The 20,596-nt window shown below is 71.3% G+C and carries 14 protein-coding genes; 10 read left to right on the forward strand and 4 right to left on the reverse strand.

The window, feature by feature from the left end:
* The first annotated feature begins 3 nt into the window (after positions 1–3).
* The 9 genes from AC1D12_RS00080 to infA all read left to right on the forward strand — a co-directional run bounded on the left by AC1D12_RS00080 (position 4) and on the right by infA (position 12,520).
* Positions 4–1,236, forward strand: coding sequence for an alginate lyase family protein (locus AC1D12_RS00080; RefSeq protein WP_477838289.1), 1,233 nt, complete (start codon positions 4–6; stop codon positions 1,234–1,236).
* 120 nt (positions 1,237–1,356) lie between these two features.
* Entirely contained in the window at positions 1,357–2,352 is a 996-nt protein-coding gene (locus AC1D12_RS00085; protein ID WP_477824791.1) for a LacI family DNA-binding transcriptional regulator, read from the forward strand.
* 190 nt (positions 2,353–2,542) lie between these two features.
* Positions 2,543–5,122, forward strand: coding sequence for a DUF4132 domain-containing protein (locus tag AC1D12_RS00090; RefSeq protein ID WP_477838291.1), 2,580 nt, complete (start codon positions 2,543–2,545; stop codon positions 5,120–5,122).
* A gap of 4 nt (positions 5,123–5,126) precedes the next feature.
* Positions 5,127–6,215 carry an ATP-binding protein gene (locus AC1D12_RS00095; protein WP_477838293.1) on the forward strand — a complete coding sequence of 363 codons (1,089 nt, stop codon included), beginning with the start codon at positions 5,127–5,129 and terminating at the stop codon, positions 6,213–6,215.
* Between the two features lie 6 nt (positions 6,216–6,221).
* Positions 6,222–8,669, forward strand: coding sequence for a DUF5682 family protein (locus AC1D12_RS00100; protein WP_477838295.1), 2,448 nt, complete (start codon positions 6,222–6,224; stop codon positions 8,667–8,669).
* The gene (locus tag AC1D12_RS00105; RefSeq protein WP_477824795.1) at positions 8,666–9,793 is read left to right on the forward strand and encodes a VWA domain-containing protein; all 1,128 of its coding nucleotides are present in this window, start codon (positions 8,666–8,668) and stop codon (positions 9,791–9,793) included. Before AC1D12_RS00100 ends, AC1D12_RS00105 begins: the two co-directional genes overlap by 4 nt.
* Positions 9,790–11,829, forward strand: coding sequence for a YehQ C-terminal OB-fold domain-containing protein (locus AC1D12_RS00110; protein WP_477838297.1), 2,040 nt, complete (start codon positions 9,790–9,792; stop codon positions 11,827–11,829). The genes AC1D12_RS00105 and AC1D12_RS00110 overlap by 4 nt, the downstream gene beginning before the upstream one ends.
* Positions 11,830–11,900: 71 nt before the next feature.
* The gene (locus AC1D12_RS00115; protein WP_465111493.1) at positions 11,901–12,266 is read left to right on the forward strand and encodes a hypothetical protein; all 366 of its coding nucleotides are present in this window, start codon (positions 11,901–11,903) and stop codon (positions 12,264–12,266) included.
* Positions 12,267–12,277: 11 nt separating this feature from the next.
* Positions 12,278–12,520 carry a translation initiation factor IF-1 gene (gene infA, locus AC1D12_RS00120; protein ID WP_047501667.1) on the forward strand — a complete coding sequence of 81 codons (243 nt, stop codon included), beginning with the start codon at positions 12,278–12,280 and terminating at the stop codon, positions 12,518–12,520.
* A gap of 25 nt (positions 12,521–12,545) precedes the next feature.
* On the opposite strand, the gene AC1D12_RS00125 is transcribed toward infA, so the two are convergent.
* The 4 genes from AC1D12_RS00125 to AC1D12_RS00140 all read right to left on the reverse strand — a co-directional run bounded on the left by AC1D12_RS00125 (position 12,546) and on the right by AC1D12_RS00140 (position 17,752).
* A complete protein-coding gene (locus AC1D12_RS00125; RefSeq protein ID WP_047501669.1) occupies positions 12,546–12,731 on the reverse strand; it encodes a hypothetical protein in 186 nt (61 codons plus the stop codon).
* Between the two features lie 94 nt (positions 12,732–12,825).
* A complete protein-coding gene (locus AC1D12_RS00130; RefSeq protein ID WP_477838299.1) occupies positions 12,826–13,416 on the reverse strand; it encodes a hypothetical protein in 591 nt (196 codons plus the stop codon).
* Between the two features lie 21 nt (positions 13,417–13,437).
* The gene (locus AC1D12_RS00135; protein ID WP_477838301.1) at positions 13,438–15,279 is read right to left on the reverse strand and encodes a DUF885 domain-containing protein; all 1,842 of its coding nucleotides are present in this window, start codon (positions 15,277–15,279) and stop codon (positions 13,438–13,440) included.
* Between the two features lie 34 nt (positions 15,280–15,313).
* Positions 15,314–17,752: a penicillin-binding protein 1A gene (locus tag AC1D12_RS00140; RefSeq protein ID WP_477838303.1), complete on the reverse strand. Its 2,439-nt coding sequence runs from the start codon at positions 17,750–17,752 to the stop codon at positions 15,314–15,316.
* Between the two features lie 134 nt (positions 17,753–17,886).
* Here AC1D12_RS00140 and mdeB point away from each other — a divergent pair, with 134 nt between their 5' ends.
* Positions 17,887–20,592: an alpha-ketoglutarate dehydrogenase gene (mdeB, locus tag AC1D12_RS00145; RefSeq protein ID WP_477838305.1), complete on the forward strand. Its 2,706-nt coding sequence runs from the start codon at positions 17,887–17,889 to the stop codon at positions 20,590–20,592.
* The last annotated feature ends 4 nt before the right edge of the window (positions 20,593–20,596 follow it).

A 20,596-nucleotide genomic window follows, 5' to 3' on the forward strand; every position in this document is an offset into this window, starting at 1 on the left:
ACCATGACGAACATCCAAGCAACGACCCGGCGCCTGCGCTGGGCCCTGGCCCCGATCGCACTCGCCCTGCTGGCCGCGTGCGGCGGTGGCAACACCGGCGAAGACGACGGCGCGCAGGCCGCGGCCGTCGACGACAACGCCCAGGTCGCCGACGCGCCGACCGATGACGCGTCGGTGGCGCGCGAAGGCGCGCAGGCCATCACGCCGACCACGTTCCGCCACCCCGGCATCTTCCTGACGCAGGCGCGCCTCGACAGCTTCAAGGCCGCGCAGAACTCGGCCAACCCGAGCGTGCTGAAGACCGGCTACCAGTCGGTGATGAACGACTCGCGCAGCGCCTACACCTACTCGCACAAGGCCTTGTCCAACGTGCAGGTGGKGGGCAGCGCGATCGGCGACCAGGAAGCGCGCTTCAAGAACGACGCGCAGGCGGCCTACCTGAACGCGCTGCGCTGGGTGAAGACCGGTGACGCGCGGCACCGCGACAAGGCGGTGGCGATCCTGAACGACTGGGGCAGGACCTTCCGCACCTTCTCGGTGGCCTCGGGCACGAACGCGGCCCAGGTGCAGCTGGAGGCGGCGTGGATGCTGCCGGTGTGGGTCAGCGCGGCCGAGATCATCCGCCACTACAACAACGGCGAAGCCGGCTGGGCGCAGGCCGACATCACGACCTTCAACGGCTTCATCGACCGCCAGTACACAGAGGCCGCGAAGGCGCGCACCCGGGTCAACAACTGGGCGGTGTCGGCAGGCCTCGCGATGATGGCTGCCGGCGCCTACCAGGACAACCCGACGCGCTATGCGGCGGGCCTGCAGCGCATCACCGAGATGATCCCGCTGTCGGTCTTCTCGAACGGCGAGGTCAACGAACTGAAGGCCCGCGACTGCACTCACCCGCAGTACAACCTCGAAGGCCTCGCGCAGGCCGCCGAGATCGCGGTGATCCAGGCCGGCGACACCTCGGTGTGGCTGTGGAAGGCCTCGGGCGAGACCACGCCGCGCCTGGCCAAGGGGCTGGAGTACATGGCGAAGTCGCTGCAGAGCGGCAGCGGCGTGCGCAACTGCAAGGGCCAGCACCTGGAGGCCGGCTACATGGACATCGCGGTCAACGGCTACATGAACCGCGGCGTCGCGATTCCCAGCTTCCAGGCGCTCGCGAAGGCGCGCCGCCCGGACGGCAGTTCGATGCAGTTCCTCGGCTTCACGACCGCCACCCACGGCCGCGACGACTACTGATTCGCGATCGACGCCATCGTCAATTACGAAGCGGAAACAGCCCGCGCACAAGCTCCAGACTATGATCCGACTCAATTCGGTAGTCTGGAGCAGGTGCAAGCAGTGGGCACGATCAAGGATGTGGCACGACTGGCAGGTGTCGGCGTCGCCACGGCATCACGCGTGATTTCGGGCAAGGGGCCGTTCTCGGCCGACTCGGCTTCGCGCGTGCAGGCGGCGATCGAGCAGCTGGATTTCCGGCCGTCGCGCATTGCGCGTGCGCTGTCGATGAAGAGCACGAACGCGATCGGCGTCTACGTGCCCGATTTCAAGGGCCCGTTCTACGGTCCGATGCTGCACGCGATCGACATGGAGCTGCGGGCCCAGGACCGCCACATGGTGATCGCCAACGGCCACGGCGGCGAGGACGTGCGCGAGCAGGCGCTGAACGGCATCGAGTTCCTGATGGACCGGCAGTGCGAGGGCATGCTGCTGACGACCTATGCGCTGCGCGATGCCGACATCCTGGCGCTGAAGCGGCGTTTCCCGAACCTGGCGGTGGTCAACCGCGACGTGAAGGGCATGCGCAGCCAGTGCTTCACGGTCGATCACAAGGCCGGCGGCGTGCTGGCGGCGCGCACGCTGCTGGAGCACGGGCACCGCCGCATCGCGGTGATCGCCGGGCCGGCGGCGGCACCCGACAACCGGCTGCGGCTGCAGGGCTTCTTCGACACGCTGGCCGCGGCCGGCATCGCGCGCGAATCGGTGTCGATGGTGACCGGCGACTTCGCCGCCGAGAGCGGCTGGGCCGGCACCGGCCAGCTGCTCGCGGAGGGCGCGAAATTCACCGCGATGTTCTGCTGCAACGACCAGATGGCGATGGGGGCGATGTCGCGCCTGCAGGCCGACGGCCTGACGGTGCCGGGCGATGTGTCGGTGATGGGCTACGACGACACCGACATCGCGGCGTGGCTGTCGCCGCGCCTGACGACGATCCGCATCGTCGTCGGCGACATGGGGCTGAACGCCTGCCGGCTGCTGTCGAACCTGTGCTTCGGCACCGCGCTGCCGGTGTCGCGCGAGTTCGGGCCGGAGCTGATCATGCGGGATTCGCTGGCAGGGCCGAAGAAGGGCTGACTCAGAGGGCCGAGGCGTGCAGCCTGAAGCCCACAGCCCGGGCCACGGCTCCAGCAGGTGACCGCGCCGTGTTCCGGCGTGATGTTTCACCGCTGTGGCACCGTTTGTCACCGGCCGCGTCCCGTCGAGCCGCCGCAAGCCACCGCTATAGTCGGCGCGAGAGGAGCCGCCCACTTCGCGGAGGAGACCCATGTCCGAGACGAACGCCGCCGAGGCGTCCGCGATCACGCTGCCGGTCATCGACTGGAGCGCCGCCGCCAACCCGCTGCCGCAGGCCGCGCTCGATGTCTTCTGGCAACGCGTTGACGAGAAGCTCGCGCAGGACAACGAGGACTCGCGCCGCCGCCATGAGGTGGCGGTGCAGCGCTGGCCCGACGCGAAGCTGTTCCAGCTGGCGCTGTTCTCCGACGCCGAGAAGGCCGCGCTGCGCACCTACCTCGACAGCGACGCACGCCACCCGCCGCCGCGCGAGCATCCGACGGCACCGGGGCGGGACTGGTACCCGGTCCTGCCTGCGTTGCGCGAACTGCTGCTGCAGCACGAGGTGACGCCAGTCACGCTGTGGAAGATGCTGCAGTTCTTCGACATCGCGAGCGACCAGCGGCGGCGCGGCCTGCACTTCCATGGCGTCGACCTGATCGGCGTTCTGCACCAGCGCACCGGCCGGCCGACGATGCTGGAGCTGTCGCGCATGCTCGACGATTGCAACGAGAACGAGCACCTGCGCGGCCACATGCTGGTGTACGCGCACTGCGGCAGCGGCCTGGTGTTCAACGGCGACGCCGCGTCCGTCTGGCCCTACTTCGTCCACCAGGCGGACTACGTGCTGAAAGTCCTGCAGATGTCGACCGACAGCTACTGGTTCAACCGCGRCCGGCTGTTCAGCTCGATCGGCTCGATCCCGCAGCCGCCGGCGCTGCTGTGGGACGCGCTGTTCGCGCTCGCGGTCGGCAGCGCAAAGGGCGATCGCGCGCTGGCGCAGAAGACGCTGGCCGCGTGGCCGGGCCGCGAGGCGCGCATCGTCGAGGCACTGGCCGACGGCAAGAGCGAGGTGCGCGCGCAGGCCGCGCTGTGGCTGGCGCGGCTGCGCCATGCCGCCGCGCTGCCGGCGCTCGAGGCCGCAGTGCGCAAGGAAAAGCAGGACGTCGCGAAGGGCGCGCTGCTCGACGCGCTGATCGCGTTCGGCCAGCCGGTCGAGGCCTACCTGAACCGCGACGTGATGGCCGCCGACGCCGCCAAACTGCTCGCCAAGGGGCTGACGACCGACCTCGACTGGTTCCCGTGGGCACGCCTGCCGGCAGTGCGCTGGGCCGACGACGGGCAGCCGGTCCCGGTCGACATCCTGCGCTGGCTGCTCGCGCAGGCGGTCAAGCTGAAATCGCCGGAGCCGACCGCGATGCTGCTCAAGACCTGCAGCCTGTTCAACGCGGCCGACCGCGAGACCTTCGGCCAGTTCGTGCTCGACAACTGGCTGGCGGAAGACGAGCGCACCGGCGCCCAGGCGGGCGGCTCGGCCATCGTCTGCAAGGGCCTGCTCGCGGTGGCCGCCGCCTGCGCCGGCAGCGGCGCGGCCCCGGCGGCCCAGCGCTTCCTGAAGACCTGGTACGGCCTGCGGCCGTCGCAGTGCAAGTCGCTGGTCGCGATGCTGGCGTGGATCGAGCACCCGAGCGCGACCCAGCTGATGCTGGCGATCGGCAGCCGCTTCCGCACCAAGGGCATCCAGGACGAAGCCACCAAGCAGGCCCAGGCGCTGGCCGATCGCAAGGGCTGGACGCTGGCCGACCTGTCGGACCGCACCGTGCCCTCCTGCGGCTTCGACGAGACCGGCACGCTGGAACTGGACTTCGGCCCGCGCGCGTTCACCGCGAAGCTGCGGCCCGACCTGAAGGTCGACCTGCTGAACCCGGAAGGCAAGGCCATCGCGGCGCTGCCCGATCCGCGCCAGGACGACGACGCCGAGTTGGCCGCCGCGGCCAAGAAGGCGCTCGCGACCACGAAGAAGGAGCTGAAGGGCATCGCGGCGCTGCAGGCCGACCGGCTCTACGAGGCGATGTGCACCGAGCGCGAATGGAGCTTCGCCGACTGGCGCGACTACCTGCAGCAGCACCCGGTGATGCGCCACCTGGTGCAGCGGCTGGTGTGGCTGCAGGTCGACGGCGGGCACGCGCTGCAGGTGTTCCGCCCGCTCGACGACGGCACGCTGACCGACCGGCACGACGCCGCCGTCACGCTGCCGGACACTGCCCGCATCCGCCTCGCGCACGACACGCTGCTGTCCGACGACGACGTCGCGGGCTGGCGCACCCACCTGGTCGACTACGAGATCGCGCCGCTGTTCCAGCAGTTCGGCAAGGGCCGCTGGCAGCTGCCGACGGCCCAGGCCGCGGCGCGCGAGCTGAAGGATTTCGAGGGCCACCTGCTGCAGGCCTTCGCGCTGCGCAACCGCGCGCAGAAGCTCGGCTATGCGCGCGGCGCCTCCGAGGACGGCGGCTGGTTCTACAGCTACGACAAGCGCTTTCCGACGCTCGGCCTGCAGGCGATGATCCGCTTCAGCGGCAACTCGCTGCCGGAGGACAACCGCAAGGTCGCGCTGGATTCGCTGCTGTTCACTGGTACCGACACCCAGCCCGGCGTCGTTGCGACCGGACTGCCATTGTCGGAGGTGCCGGCCATCCTGCTGGCCGAGTGCCGCGAGGACATTCGCCTGATCGCGGCCGAGGGCAGCGGCTTCGCGGCCGACTGGTCGGCCCAGGTCAGCGGGCAGGGCTGACGCGATGGGCACCGTGCTGCGGGCTCCCGCCGAACTCGCCCACGCCGACGAACTGGCGCGCCTGGCCRCTGCCGACGGCGGTGCGCGCCCGCCCGGCTGGCAGCTCACGCCGCGCGCGGTGCGCAGCTTCATCGTCGGCGACGACAAGCTCGGCGTGAAGCGCAAGTTCTACGGCGACGATGCGCTGATCGATCGCTGCGTCGTCACGCTGATGAGCGACCGCGGCCTGATGCTGGTCGGTGAGCCGGGCACTGCGAAGTCGATGCTGTCCGAGCTGCTGGCCGCCGCGATCAGCGGCCGCTCCACCTGTACCGTGCAGGGCACCGCCGGCACCACCGAGGACCAGATCAAGTACGGTTGGAACTACGCGCTGCTGCTGGCCGAGGGGCCGACACCGCGCGCGCTGGTCGGCGGCCCGGTGCACGAAGCGATGCGCGATGGGCTGCTGTGCCGCTTCGAGGAGCTGACGCGGGTGCAGCCGGAGATCCAGGACTGCCTGATCAGCCTGCTGTCCGAGAAGATGCTGCACATTCCCGAGCTCGCCGGCGCCGAGGCCACGGTGTTCGCGGCGCGCGGCTTCAACCTGGTGGCCACCGCGAACATCCGCGACCGCGGTGTGCACGAGATGTCGAGCGCGCTGAAGCGCCGCTTCAACTTCGAGACGGTGCGCCCGATCTCCGACCGCCAGCTCGAACTGCGGCTGGTGCGCGAGCAGACCGAGGCGCTGCTGCGCCAGGCGCAGGTCGACGTCGAGCTGCGGCCCGATGTCGTCGAGTTGCTGGTCACCGCGTTCCATGACCTGCGCCACGGGCTGACCGCCGAAGGCACGGTGCTGGAGCGGCCGACCGCGGTGATGTCGTCGGCCGAGGCGGTGTCGGTCGGCTATGCGGCCTGCCTCGATGCGCACTGGTTCGGCAACGGCAGCGTCGGCGGCGAGCATGTCGCGCGCCAGCTGATCGGCACCGTGCTGAAGGACAACCCGGACGACGGCAAGAAGCTGCGCCACTACTTCGACGTGGTCGTCAAGGCGCGTGCGCAGCGCGATCCGCAGTGGCAGGGCGTGTTCGACGCGCGCCGCGAACTCGAACGCTGACGCGGCGTGGTCACCTCGGCGAGCACCAACAGCCTGCGCGCGCTCGCCGCGCGCCTGGCCGGCCCGGCGCTGGTCGTGCTGCCGGTGCGCCACCACAGCCCGGCCGCGTCGCTGCAGCTGCAGCGGCTGTTCGCGCAGGCGCCGCCGAGCGCGGTGCTGGTCGAAGGCCCGCGCAGCTTCACGCCGCTGGTGCCGCTGCTGACGCATGCGGACGCGCGCATGCCGCTGGCCGTCTACACCTACGCGGTGCTGGAGGCCGAGGGCCGCGAGCCGACGCGCCATGCCGCCTACTACCCGTTCTGCGACCACTCGCCCGAGCTGGTCGCGCTGCGGCTCGCGCAGGCGGCCGGCATCCCGGCGCAGTTCATCGACCTCGATTTCGCCGAGCAGAGCCAGTTCCAACCGGGCCAGGCCGAGGCGCAGTCGCCAGCCGGCGAATCGCTGCTGTCCGAGCGGCATTTCGAGCGCAGCCGCCGGCTGCAGGCGCTCGCGCGGCAACTCGGCTGCCGCGACCACGAGGCGCTGTGGGAGCACCTGTTCGAGCGCGACGCCGCGACGCGCCCGCTCGCGCAGTACCTCGACGAGATGACCGCCTACTGCCAGCTGGCGCGCGATGACCATCCCCTGGCCGAGCTGGAGGCCGACGGCACGCTGCAGCGCGAGGCCGAGATGGCCTGGCACCTGCGCGAGGCGCTGAGCCGGCGCGCGCCCGGCGACGGCCCGGTGCTGGCGGTGCTGGGCGGCTTCCATGCGGTCGCGATGCCAGGCCTGCTCGACGCACCGCCGCCGCGACCGCGCAGGGCCGGCCGCGCGGTGCGCGACCAGGCCTCGGCGCTGATCCGCTACAGCTTCGATCGGCTGGACCGCCTGAACGGCTACGCGTCCGGCATGACGGCGCCGGCCTGGCACCAGGCGCTGTGGACCGCGCTGGAGCGGCGCGCGAGGATCGGCCGCGTCGACGATGCGCAGGTGCGCCGCGACGTGACGCTCACGCTGCTGTCGGACATCGCCGCCGAGCTGCGCGAACGCCACGGCCTGCCGCTGCCGCTGCCGACGCTGGCCGCCGCGCACGAACAGGCGCTGCGGCTCGCGGCACTGCGGGGCCGCGCGGCCCCGCAGCGCGACGACGTCCTGGATGCGGTCACCAGCTGTTTCATCCAGGGCGATGCCGATGCAGACGGTGCGCTCGTGCGCTCGGTCGCGCGCCGGCATTTCAGCGGCGATGCGATCGGGCGCGTGCCGCCCGGCGCCAGCACGCCGCCGCTGGTGCGCGACTGCGAAGCGCGGCTGCGCCGGCAGCGCCTGAAGATCGACACCGGCACGCCGCAGCGCCTGGTGCTGGAGCTGTATCGCCGGCCCGAGCACCGCGTGACGAGCCGGCTGTTGCACGGCCTGGCGCTGCTGGAGGTGCCGTTCGGATCGCGCCGCGCGGGGCCGGATTTCGTGCGTGGCACCGGGCTGGACCGGCTGCAGGAGCACTGGGAGACGGAATGGAGCGCCGCCACCGAGGCGGCGCTGGTCGAGGCCTCGGTGCACGGCGTGACGCTGCCGCTCGCGGTGGCTCAGCGTTTCGGCCAGGAACTGGCGCGCCTCGAATCGGGCGTGCAGCCGCGCGATGCGCGCAGCGCCGCCGGCCGGCTGGCGCAGGCCTGCGTGCTCGGGCTGCACGAGCAGGTGCCGGGTGTCGCGGCGGTGCTGCACCGGGCGCTCGGCGAGGACGCGAACTTCGCATCGGTCACCGCAGCGGCCGGCAGCCTGGGCCTGCTGTGGGAATCGCGCGAACCGCTGGAGGCGCGCGATCTGCCGGAGCTGCCGCCGCTGCTGCAAGCCGCCTATGAGCGGGCGATCTACCTCGGGCGCGGGCTGCGCGGCGACGGCCCGGAGCGCGACGCGGTGGTCGGTGCGCTGGCGCGGCTGCGCGAGCTGCTCGCCAGCGAGGCCGGGCGGCACCTGGACGGCAGCCTGTACGACGCGCTGATCGACACGCTGCGCGGCAGCCACGACAGCGCGCTGATCCGCGGTGCCGCGACCGGCCTGGCGCATGCCGCCGGGCGGCTGGACTCGGCGCAGCTGCGCGCCGCGCTGCAAGGCCACCTGGGGGGCCTGCTCGCGGTGCAGCAGGCGGTCGCGTTCCTGCGCGGCCTGCTCGACACCGCGCGCGAACTGGCGTGGCAGGAACCGGCGCTGCTGGTGGTGGTCGACGAGTTGCTCGCGCAATGGCCTGAGCCTGACTTCATCGCGAGCCTGCCGGAGCTGCGGCTCGCGTTCGCCGGCATGACGCCGCGCGAGACCGACCGCATCGCACACGCCGTTGCACAGAGGCATGGCCGCGAGGGCCTCGGCCCGCTGGTGCGCCACGACCTGTCGGCGAACCAGCTGCAGGCGAACCTCGCGCTGTCGCAGACGCTGGCCGAGGTGCTGGCCGGCGACGGCCTCGCAGCGTGGCTGTCATGACGACGCTGGACCGCTGGCGGCTCGTGCTCGGCAAGTTTGCGCAGAACGGGCTGCACGGCGGCGCGCAGGGCAGCCGCCTCGGCGGCACGCCGGCCCGGCTCGACCAGGCGCTCGAGTTCCTGTACGGCCGCGAGTACCGCGGCCGCGGGGTGCGCGAGCCGGCGCAGCCGGGCTCGCTGGATGCGTCACAACTGACGCTGGTGACCTGGCTCGGCGAGGTGCGCGAGCTGTTCCCGAACGACACGGTGCAGGTGATCGAGAAGCATGCGCTCGACCGCTACGGCCTGACCGAGCTGGTCACCGACCCGCAGACGCTGGAGCGGCTGGAGCCGAACCAGCAGCTGTTGCGCACGCTGTTGACGCTGCGCCACCACCTGAAGGGCGAGGTGCTGCACATCGCGCGGCGCATCGTGCGCCAGGTGGTCGACGAGATCCGCCGCCAGCTCGAACCGAAGGTGCGGCAGACGCTGTCGGGCCGGCTGAACCGGCAGCGCCACTCGCCGATGGCGGTGGCGCGCAACTTCGACGCGCTCGACACGCTGCGCCGCAACCTGAAGCACTTCGACCGCGAACGCGGCCAGCTGGTGATCGAGCAGCTGCGCTTCTTCGAGCGCAACACGCGGCGCCTGCCGTGGGACGTCATCCTGTGCGTCGACCAGAGCGGCAGCATGGTCGACTCGGTGATCCACAGCGCGGTGATGGCCGGCATCCTGGCGGCGTTGCCGGCCTTCCGCGTCAAGCTGGTGGTGTTCGATACCAACGTGGTCGACCTGTCGGACCATGTCGACGACCCGGTCGAGGCGCTGATGCGGGTGCAGCTGGGCGGCGGCACCCACATCGCGCGCGCGCTGCGCTACTGCGGTCAGCTGGTCGAGACGCCGCAGCGCACGGTGCTGGTGCTGGTCAGCGATTTTTGCGAAGGCGCACCGCCCGGCGAGTTGCTCGGCGCGGTGAAGAAGCTGGCCGAGGCGCGCGTGAAGCTGCTCGGGCTGGCCGCGCTGGACGGCCAGGCGCACCCGGTGTACGACGAGGCGATGGCGCAGCAGCTGGCGCCCTGCGGCATGGAGATCGCCGCGCTGACGCCGCAGCACCTGGCGCAATGGCTGGTGAAGCTGATCTCATGAGCTTGCGGGCCGACCTGCAGCAGCAGCTGGCGCGTTTCGACGACGACGCCTACATCGCGCTCGCGAACCGCGGGCTGTTGCGGCGCGCCCGCAAGGACCTGGAGACGCAGGCCGTCACCGTGCACGACGACGCTGCCGACGCCCTGACGCTCGGCCTCGGCGAACTGCGCATCCGCTTCGATGCACGCGGGCCGGCGCATGCACGTTGCAGCTGCCAGGCCAGCGGCGTCTGCCAGCACATCCTGGCCGCGGCGATCGGACTGCAGCGCATGGGCGGCACCGCGCCGTCGCCGACGCCCGCGGACGAACTGGCGGCGATCGAGGCGGCGCTGCTCGCCTTCACGCCGCAGCAGCTGGTCGCGCACGCCGGCCGCGCCGGCCATCGCTGGGCCTGGCAGTTCGTGCAGGACATGGATCCGCAGACGCTGCGCCTGCACGGCGAGCGCCATGTGCTGATCGAGTTCAYGCAGCCGCGCATGCGTTTTCGCTTCATGGGCGGCGGCGTCGAGGCGCTGGTCGCCGATGCCGCGCTGGCGCAGATCGAGAAGTACCAGGTCGCCGCAGTGCTGGCCTTCCAGCGCGCGCGCGGCGTCGAGCTGCAGCCGCCGGAGGTGTCGCCGCGCACCGCCGCGCTCGACCTCGGCCGCGGCCATGCGCCGGTGCCCGGCGCCGTCGAATCGCAGGAACGCTCGCGCGAGCGGCTGCGTGCCAGCGCGCTGCAGCTGTTCGCCGACAGYGTCGAGCTCGGGCTGTCGCACGGCTCGCAGGGCCTGCACGAGCGCTTCGCGACGCTGGCTGTGTGGGCACAGGGGGCCGACTACCCGCGGCTCGCGCTGCTGCTGCGCCGCGTGGCCGACCACATCGAGCYGCTGCTCGAGCGCGCGGCCGGTGCCGATGAGCAGCGGCTGCTCGACGAACTGGCACTCGGCTTCGCGCTGGTCTCGGCGCTGGACGCCGCGGCGGCGCGTGGCGCCGCGCCGGTCGCGCTGGTCGGGCGGGCGCGCGGCCGCTATGCCGCGTCGGGCAGGCTGGAGCTGCTGGGGCTGGGCGCCCATGCCTGGCGCACCGGCTCCGGCTACCACGGGCTGACGATGCTGTTCTGGTCGCCGGCGGACCAGGCCTTCCTGTCGTGCTCGCTGGCCCGGCCGCAGGCGCAGCACGGCTTCGACCCGCGCACCAGCTACCGAGCGGCCGGACCGTGGGCCGGTGTCGCGTCGCCTGCGCAACTGAGCGGGCGCAGCCTCACGCTGATCGGCGCGCAGATCGGCCCGACCGGCCGCATCTCGACGGCCGATGGCTGCCAGGCCACCGCCAGTGCCGGTCCGGTGCCCTTGCAGGACCGGTTGCCGGTGTGCGACGACTGGGCTGCGCTGGCCGGCGAACGCAGTGCCGCACGACGCAGCCTGCTGGCCGAGCCCGATCCCTTGCGCGACTGGGCGGTGCTGCGGCCGGCGCGCTTCGGCAGCGCACGGTTCGATGCGGCGCGCCAGGCGCTCGTGTGGCCGCTGTTCGATGCGGCGGGTCGGCGACTCGATGCCGAGCTGGCGTACAGCGCACTGAACGCGCATGCGATCGGGCGCATCGAGGCACTGGCCGCGCCGGCCGCGGGCACGCTGCTGGTCGCGCAGGTCGTGGCCGGCGAGCGCGGCCTGGTCGCTCAACCGCTGAGCCTGGTCGAACCGGCGCGACTCGACGTGCTGCACTTCGACGCGGCGCCCGACGGCGCACCGCTCGCCGCCGCGCACGGCGCGCCGGGGCCGGACCCCGCCTCGGTCGCGGCGATCGAGCTGCCCGGCGCATTGCGCGAGGTGCGCCGCACGCTGCATGCGCAGGCCGAACGAGGCATCGTGGCCGAGCGCGTCGCGGCCTGGCAGCAGCAATGGATGGCGGCGTGCGGGCGCGCGGCGGCAGCCGGCTTCACCGTGTTCCAGCGGTTGCGGCACGACGATGCGCGGCCGGGTGCGGTGCTGCTGCGAGCCCACTGGCTGTGCCGCCAGTGCGAAGCGCTGCTCGCCCCTGCGGAGTCGGACGACTGACCCGCCGGGTCGGATAACCCGGCCAGCGTCGAAAGAGCCCGAGTGGTAGACTCCGTGCTTCCTCCTGGCGCGTGTCGGGCGGCCTGTCCCGCGGGCTGCATCATCTGACGACATCGACGCCCCATCACCGATCGACGCTGCAGCAGCCCTCCACGGGAGCACCTGCAGGCCGGTCGCGCCCTAGAAAGAACTGCATCAAGACCTCGATCGAAATCGGCAGATACCTCGTCTCGCCACTCAGCCATTCCCGCAGCGACGGCCGCCATCAGGCCGCCGTCTCCATCCGCAGCGGCCAAGGCAGCGCCACCCATGACCGGGTCATGCGCTTCTCGCCGCTCTTCAACACCGCCCGCGCCGCACTGCGCTATGCCACCGACCAGGGCCTCGCCTGGGTCGCCGGCCGCAGCGTGGCCGTGCCTTCACCATCCAACCCCTAAGGAGTGTCCTCATGGCCAAGGAAGAACTGATCGAAATGAGCGGCGTCGTCAACGAAATCCTGCCGGACTCGCGTTTTCGCGTGACGCTGGAGAACGGCCACAAGCTGGTGGCCTACACGTCGGGACGCATGCGCAAGCATCACATCCGCATCCTGGCCGGCGACAACGTGTCGCTGGAGATGTCGCCGTACGACCTGAGCAAGGGGCGGATCACGTTCCGCCACCTCGGCCGGCCGCCGCAGCAGAACCGCTGACAGCCCGCTGAAACGGGCCTCGGCCTCAGGCCGCCGCCGGCACGGCCTTGGTCCGTGCGGCTTCGTCGGCGGCCGCCTTGGCCAGTTCGTTGTAGACCGCGGTGAACAGCGCGCCCATGTCCTCGATGCGGGTGCGCGACACGCCGGGCGCCGGGTTGGTGATCAGCGCGGCCGTGATCGTGGCAGCGGGTTGAAGCAGGAATTGGTTCATGAGGGTCTCGACAAGTTGAGGCCCATCGTAGTCCTCCTGCCGCTGCCGCAACGCAAAGGCCTTGCAATTCGCGCACAACCTGCTCGCCAACCCTCTACTCGCTGATGCTCATCCCGAGCGCAGCGGCCGAGCGCTTCATCCGCTCGACGCGCTGCGCCAGCTGCTCGCCCTCGCGCTGCTGCATCTCGTCGAGCGAGGTCATCAGGGCCTGGAATCGGTCGAGGTCGTCGTCGGCCTCGAACAGCACGCCGTCGTCGGTGAAGGTGAGCTTGGCCCGACGCTCGTCGATCAGCTCGCACACCTGCTGCGCCGCGGCGATCCAGCGCTCGCGGTTCTCGTAGAACTCGCGCTGCGCGTTGAACTGCCATTCCAGCATCGGGACGATGCGGTCGCGCTCGGTATCGCGCACGGCCTCGGGCAAGTCCTCCAGCGCCTTCGCCATCTCGCCGGCGAACGCCACCATCAGCTTCTGGTACGCCTGCCGGTGCGTCGCGGTCAGCTCGCGCAATTCCTCGAGCGTCGCGATCGACGCCGCGGTGCCGGCCGGCGTCGACAGGCGATCGGGCATCAGCACCTTGTCGAGCTCCAGCTCGGTCTGCCGCTGGTGGTAGGCCTTCGCCACCTGCATGCCGAGCTGCGAGTAGCGGCGGGCGATCTGGATCAGGGCGTCCTGGGAAGTCGTCATCCGCGCATTCTCCCAGCTTGCTCAGCCATCGCCATCCGGCCGCCCGCCGCCACGCGCGATCCATGCGTCGATCCGCTGCTCCAGCACTGCCAGCGGCATCGTCCCGCTGTCGACGACCACCGCATGGAAGTCGCGCAGGTCGAAGCGCGCGCCCAGCGCCTGCTGCGACCGATCGCGCAGCTCCAGCAGCTTGCGCTTGCCCAGCAGGTAGCCCAGCGCCTGGCTCGGGTTCGAGAAGTAGCGGTCGACCTCGCTGGCGGCATTCTTCGGTTCGAGCCCGGCCTGCCGGATCATGTAGTCGACCGCCTTTGCGCGCGGCCAGCGGTAGGCATGGATGCCGGTGTCGACCACCAGCCGCGCCGCACGGAACAGCTGCCCCTGCAGGTGGCCGTAGTGCTGGTACGGATCGCGGTACATGCCGAGCTGGAAGCCCAGCGATTCGGCGTACAGCGCCCAGCCCTCGCCATAGGCCACGTTCCAGCCGGCATAGCGGCGCCAGTCGTGCAGGCCCTCGACCTCGGCCGCCCGGGCGCCCTGCAGGTGGTGGCCCGGCACCGCCTCGTGCATGAACAGCGTCTCCACCTCCCAGGTCGGTTCGCCGGCGTAGCCGGGCGCATTCACCGTGAAGTAGCCGGGCGTGCCGAGCTCCAGCGAGCCCAGCGTGTAGTTCGCCGCCGTGCTGCTCACCGCCTCCGAGGCCGACATGCCGCGCACCTGGTACGGCATGCGCGGCACCGTGTGGAACAGCGCCGGCAGCTGCGGATCGATGCGCGCCGACATCGCGCGGTAGCTCGCCAGCAACTCCTCCTGCGACTTGAAGAAGAAGCGCTTGTCATGGCTCACGTAGTGCATGAAGGCCTGCGTGCTGCCCTTGAAGCCGGTCTGCCGCGCCACCTGGGCGATCTCGCGCCGCAGCCGAGCGACCTCGCGCAGGCCGAGCGCGTGGATCTTGCCGGCATCCAGCCCCTGCACGATGCCGGTGCGGATCAGGAAGTCGTAGTACGCGGCGCCGCCCGGCAACGCCGACAGGCCCACGTCGACCGGCGCCTTCGGACGGTAGGTCGTCGCGAGGAACTCGCGCAGCCGCCGCATCGCCGGCTGGTAGTCGTCGCGCACCGCGGCGCGCGCGGCCTGCAGCAACGCGTCGCGCTGGTCCTCGGGCACGGCCGGCACGAAGGCGGCGAACGGCTTCAGCAGCACGCTGTCGTTGGCATCGRCCACCAGGTGCGCGTCGATGCCGGCGATCGTGCGATCGACCACGCCCTGCGGCTGCACCCAGCCCGATTGCAGGCCCTGCACGAGGCGCTGCTGAATCTGCTCGGCGTAGCGCGGCACCGCCTTCACGCGCGACGTGTAATCGCGGTAGTCGTTCGCGCTGCGCATCGGCGTCATCTGCGCGGCCAGCGGCATCATCGACTGGATGCCCCACAGCGTGGTCAGCGCCAGCTCGTCCGCATGCCCGAACTGCTGCGCCTCGACGGCGATGCGCATCTTGTCCAGCAGCAACTGGTGCGACACCCGGTCCTGGCCGTGCAGGCCCRCCGCGTCGATCGCCTGCACGCGCGCGAGCGTCGCGCGCTCGTAGTCGTGCTCGCGCTGCCGCTCGGCGTCGGACAGGTCGGGCAGCAATGCGTTGTAGCCGGGGACGCCCAGCACGCTGGCCCACATCGGCTCGCGGCGGAAGTTCTCGGCCAGGTCGGCATCGAGCAGGCTGCGCAAGGCCGCGGCCGGCGTCGACGGCACGGCGGAGGCCGCCCGCTCGGGTACGGCCGCCGTCTGCGCGTGGAGCGTTCCTGCCGCGGCGATCAGCACGGCCAGCAGGACAGGCTGCGCGCCGCGCAGCCAGGTCATCGGAATCGTCATCGAGTGGTTCTCCCTGGTCAGGTGATGGATAGCCTCATGGGCTGCTGTCGGAAGCCGCCGGCGCCGCGGGTGGCGGCATCGGCTCTTCATTCTGCGGTCGCGGCGGCCGGTCGCCGGGCGCGCGCGGCACGCCGGTCTTCGGGTCCAGGCCCATGTTGCTGAGCGCCTGCCCGAGTTCCTCGGCGGTCTTCGGTGGCTGGTCGGCGGAATGGGCCGGGTCGAGGCTGCCGCCCTCGCCGGGGCCCTCGTTCGTGCCCTCGGGCGCCGACGCCGCCGGGTCGAACGCCGGCACCGGCACGCGCGGCGGCGGGAAGCTCGCCTTCGGGTCGACCAGCCCCTTCTTCTGCGCATCGCGGAAGAAATCGCCGACCAGCCGCACCGCGTTGTGCCCGCCCTGGCCCCACCAGCTGCTGCGCAGCGTGACGCGCGCATCGTTGAAGCCGACCCACGCCCCCGCGACCAGTTCCGGGTGCATCAGGATGAACCAGCCGTCGGTGTTCTTCTGCGTGGTGCCGGTCTTGCCGGCCAGGTCGCCGGTCACGCCGAAGCGGGTGCGGACCTGCGTGCCGGTGCCGCGCGCGATCACGCCGCGCATCATGTCGATCAGGTCGGTCGCGGCCTCGGGCGACATGCCGCGGCGCGGGGCCTCGCCGAACTCGGCGATCACCCGCCCCGTGCGGTCCTTGATGCGCTTGACGAACACCGGCTTGTGCACGCTGCCCACCTGCGCGATCGACGCATAGGCGTTCACCATCTCCAGCAGCGTGACCGGGCTGGTGCCGAGCGCGAGCGACGGCACGGCCTCCAGCGGGCTCTGGTCGACGCCCAGCGATTTCGCGAGCGCCACCACGCGCGGGATGCCCACTTCCTGCATGACCTGCGCGGTGATGGTGTTCTTCGACAGCGCCAGACCGTCGCGGATCGTCATCGGCTGGCCGGTCGCGCCCGACATGTCGGTCGGCCGCCAGACGGTGCCGCCCATCGTCACCTCGACCGGCCCGTCGACGAAGGTGCGGTCGGGCGTCAGCCCCGCCTCGAGTGCCGCGCCGTAGACGAAGGGCTTGAAGGTCGAGCCGGGCTGGCGCTCGGCCTGCGCGACGTGGTCGTACTGCTCCAGCGCGAAATCGCGGCTGCCGACCCAGGCGCGGACCTCGCCGTTGCGCGGGTCCATCGCGACGAAGCCGGCTTCCAGCCGCGTCTTCTGCGCCTTCAGCCGCGCCATGAACGGCGCGTCGGCCCGCAGCTTCTCCAGCGCTTCGCCCGGGCCCGCACCGGCGTCGACCGCCTGCCTGAACTCCGGCGACTCGCGCAGGAACGCGGTGACGAGGTCGCGCCGCCCGGTCCACAGCCAGCCGAACGGCTCGGCCTTGCCGAGCAGCTTCGCATAAGCCTCGGGCGCGGTCGACACCGCCGGCAGCGCCGGGCGGCTCCATTCGACATTGGCCACCTGCTGCAGCGCATCGGCTTGCGCCTGCACCGCGCGCACCGCCTCGTCCTGCAGCCGGCTGTCGAGCGTGGTCTCGATCGCCAGGCCGTCGGCGTAGAGGTCGTGGTCGTGCTCATCGGCCCAGTCGAGCAGCCACTTGCGCGCATAGGCCGCGAAGTGCGGCGCGGTGGCCGGGAAATCGGGCTGCCGGCTCCAGTGCAGCTGCAGCGGCTGCGCGCTCAGCGTGCGCAGCTGCTCGTCGGTGATCGCCTGCGCCTTCGCCATCTGCGACAGCACGACGTTGCGCCGTGCGAGCGAGCGCTCGGGGTGCTGCACCGGGTTGTAGTAGTACGTGCCCTTCAGCATGCCGACCAGCGTCGCGCTCTGCAGCGCGTCGAGCTCGGCCGCCGAGGTGTCGAAGTAGGTGCGCGCCGCCATCTCGATGCCGACCGCGTTGTACAGGAACGGCGCGGTGTTCAGGTAGGCCTCGAGGATCTGCTTCTTGTCGTAGACGCGCTCGATGCGCATCGCCGTGACCCACTCCTTGGCCTTGCGGTGCAGGTTGCGGGCGCGCCCGACCTCGTCGGGAAACAGGTTGCGCGCCAGCTGCTGCGTGATGGTGGAGCCGCCCTGCATGTCGCCGGTGGCGCTGTGCAGCACCGCGCCGAACGAGCGGATGAAGTCGATGCCGTGGTGATCGTAGAAGCGCTTGTCCTCGGTGGCGACCAGCGCCTTCACGACGAAGGGTGAGACCTTGTCGAGCGTCAGCCGCTCCTGCTGGGCGCGCCGGAAGCTGGCGATCTGCTGGCCGTCGGCCGACAGCAGCACGCTCGGCTGCTGCGCCTGCATCAGCTTGAGGTCGTCGACGCTGGGCGTGATGCGCAGCAGCACCGCGACGTAGATGCCGAGCGCGACGGCCGCCACGGCGGCCGCGAGCGCCGACCACAGCGCATACCTCAAAGCAAGACGCTTCAGGCGCTGGCGCCACGCGGGCGCCGGCTCGAAGCCGGGCACGGTGGGCATCGGGTCGGGGCGGAAACGCAACATCAAGGTCCTTCCATACGGCAACTCCACCACGGGCAAACGGCGGGCCGGGTGGGCGAGTCTATGCAATGTCCCGCGGGAGACGGTTTCGGGGTGTTGCTTCTATAGTCTCGGCTCCCCCGCTGCAGGATGCCCCCATGAACGGCCAGACCCCCCGCCACCTGCTCGCCCAGGCCGCGAGCGACACCGATCCGCTGGAGACGAAGGAGTGGCTCGACGCGCTGCGCGCCGCCGTCGCCGAGGGCGGCAGCGAGCGCGGCCTGTACCTGCTGGAGCAGCTGGAGGAGCAGGCGCAGCAGCTGGGCATCGTGCCGCACGTGCAGCCGTATTCGGCCTACCGCAACACCATCCCGCTCGAGCGGCAGGGTCACTATCCCGGCGACCTCGCGATCGAGGAGCGGCTCACCACGATCACACGCTGGAACGCGCTCGCGATGGTGGTGCGCGCGAACCAGGCCTATGGCGAGCTGGGCGGCCACATCGCGAGCTATGCCTCGGCGGCCGAGCTGTTCGAAGTGGGCTTCAACCACTTCTTCCGCGGCGACGACAGCCGCACGCCGGGCGGCCGCGACGCCGACCTGGTGTACTTCCAGCCGCATTCGGCGCCGGGCGTGTATTCGCGTGCCTTCCTCGAGGGCCGGCTCAGCGAGGAGCAGCTCGCGAACTACCGCCAGGAGGTCGGCGGCCACGGCCTGTGCTCGTACCCGCACCCGTGGCTGATGCCGGAGTTCTGGCAGTTCCCGACCGGCTCGATGGGGCTGGGCCCGCTGAGCGCGGTGTACCAGGCGCGCTTCATGCGCTACCTGGCGCACCGCGGCCTGGCCGACACCGCGCAGCGCCATGTGTGGGGCGTGTTCGGCGACGGCGAGATGGACGAGCCGGAATCGATCGCCGGGCTCACGCTCGCCGCGCGCGAGCAGCTCGACAACCTGACCTTCATCGTCAACTGCAACCTGCAGCGGCTGGACGGCCCGGTGCGCGGCAACGGCCAGATCATCCAGGAGCTCGAGTCGCTGTTCACCGGTGCCGGCTGGAACGTCATCAAGGTGCTGTGGGGTTCCGACTGGGATGCCCTCTTCGCGCGCGACACCCAGCACGTGCTGCTGCAGCGCCTGGCCGCCACCGTCGACGGCCAGTACCAGACGCTGGGCGCGAACGACGGCGCCTACAACGTCGAGCACTTCTTCCGCCAGGATCCGCAGGTGCAGGCGCTGGTGGCGCACATGGGCGTCGACGAGATCGATGCGCTGAAGCGCGGCGGGCACGACTTCCGCAAGCTGCATGCGGCCTTCGCGGCGGCGCGGGCGCACAAGGGCCGGCCGACGGTGATCCTCGCGAAGACCAAGAAGGGCTTCGGCATGGGCGGCGTCGGCGAATCGCGCATGACCTCGCACCAGGCGAAGAAGCTCGACGTGAGCGCGCTGAAGGCCTTCCGCGACCGCTTCGCGCTGCCCTTGTCCGACGACGACGTGGCCGCGCTGCGCTTCYACAAGCCGGCCGACGACAGCCCCGAGATGGCCTACCTGCACGAGCGCCGCCGCGCGCTCGGCGGCGCGCTGCCGGCGCGCAAGCCGCAGGCGCCGGTGCTGCCGGTGCCGCCGCTGGCCGGCTGGGGCGGTTTCGCGCTGCAGGCCGACGGCAAGGAGATGTCGACGACGATGGCTGCCGTGCGCATGTTCGCCGGGCTGCTGAAGGACGAGGCGCTCGGGCCGCGCATCGTGCCGATCGTCGCCGATGAGGCGCGCACCTTCGGCATGGCGAGCCTGTTCCGGCAGATCGGCATCTATTCGCCGCACGGGCAGCTGTACGAACCGGAGGATGCGGGCTCGATGCTGTCATACCGCGAAGCGAAGGACGGGCAGCTGCTGGAGGAAGGCATCACCGAGGCCGGCGCGCTCGCGTCATGGATCGCGGCCGGCACCTCGTACAGCGTGCACGGGCTGCCGATGCTGCCGATGTACATCTACTACTCGATGTTCGGCTTCCAGCGCGTGGGCGACCTGATCTGGGCCGCGGCCGACCAGCGCGTGCGCGGTTTCCTGTTCGGCGCGACGGCGGGGCGCACGACGCTCGGCGGCGAGGGCCTGCAGCACCAGGACGGCAGCAGCCTGGTGATGGCCTCGACGGTGCCGAACTGCCGTGCGTGGGATCCTGCCTTCGCGGGCGAGGTCGCGGTGATCATGGACCATGCGGCGCGCCGCATGCTGGAGGAACAGCGCGACGAGTTCCACTACCTCACGCTGATGAACGAGAACTACGCGCAGCCGTCGCTGCCCGACGCGGCGCATGCCGACCTGCTGCGCGGCATGTACCGGCTGGCGGAGCACCCGGTCGGAAAGAAGAAGGGACAGAAGGCGAGCCGTGTGCGGCTGCTGGGCAGCGGCGCGATCCTGCGCGAGGTGATGGCCGCGGCCGAGCTGCTGGCCGCCGACTGGCAGGTGGCGAGCGAGGTGTTCAGCGTGACGAGCTTCAGCGAACTTGCTCGCGATGCGCGCGAGGCCGATCGGCGGGAGCGGCTCGGTGGCATGCCGGCGGTGTCGCACGTGGCGGCGCTGCTGGCCGGCAACGATCCGGTGATCGCCGCGACCGACTACGTGCGGGCCTGGCCGCAGCTGATCGCCGAGTACGTGCCGGCACGCTACGCGACGCTCGGCACCGACGGCTTCGRCCGCAGCGACACGCGCCAGCAGCTGCGCCGCTTCTTCGAGGTCGACCGGCACCAGGTGGTGCTGGCGGCGCTGCAGGCGCTGGTGCGCGAGGGCGCGCTGGAGCGCGGGGTGCTCGCGCAGGCGGCGACGCGGTATGGGGTGGATGGCGAAGCGCAGGCGCCCTGGCAGGCCTGATGTT

Source organism: Rhizobacter sp. P1_G5 (assembly GCF_056405435.1).

Bases quoted from the DNA above. Each gene is read 5' to 3' on its own strand.
- AC1D12_RS00105 (WP_477824795.1), top strand. From the start codon at position 8,666: ATGACGACGCTGGACCGCTGGCGGCTCGTGCTCGGCAAGTTTGCGCAG.
- infA (WP_047501667.1), top strand. From the start codon at position 12,278: ATGGCCAAGGAAGAACTGATCGAAATGAGCGGCGTCGTCAACGAAATC.
- AC1D12_RS00125 (WP_047501669.1), bottom strand. From the start codon at position 12,731: ATGAACCAATTCCTGCTTCAACCCGCTGCCACGATCACGGCCGCGCTG.
- AC1D12_RS00130 (WP_477838299.1), bottom strand. From the start codon at position 13,416: ATGACGACTTCCCAGGACGCCCTGATCCAGATCGCCCGCCGCTACTCG.
- AC1D12_RS00140 (WP_477838303.1), bottom strand. From the start codon at position 17,752: ATGTTGCGTTTCCGCCCCGACCCGATGCCCACCGTGCCCGGCTTCGAG.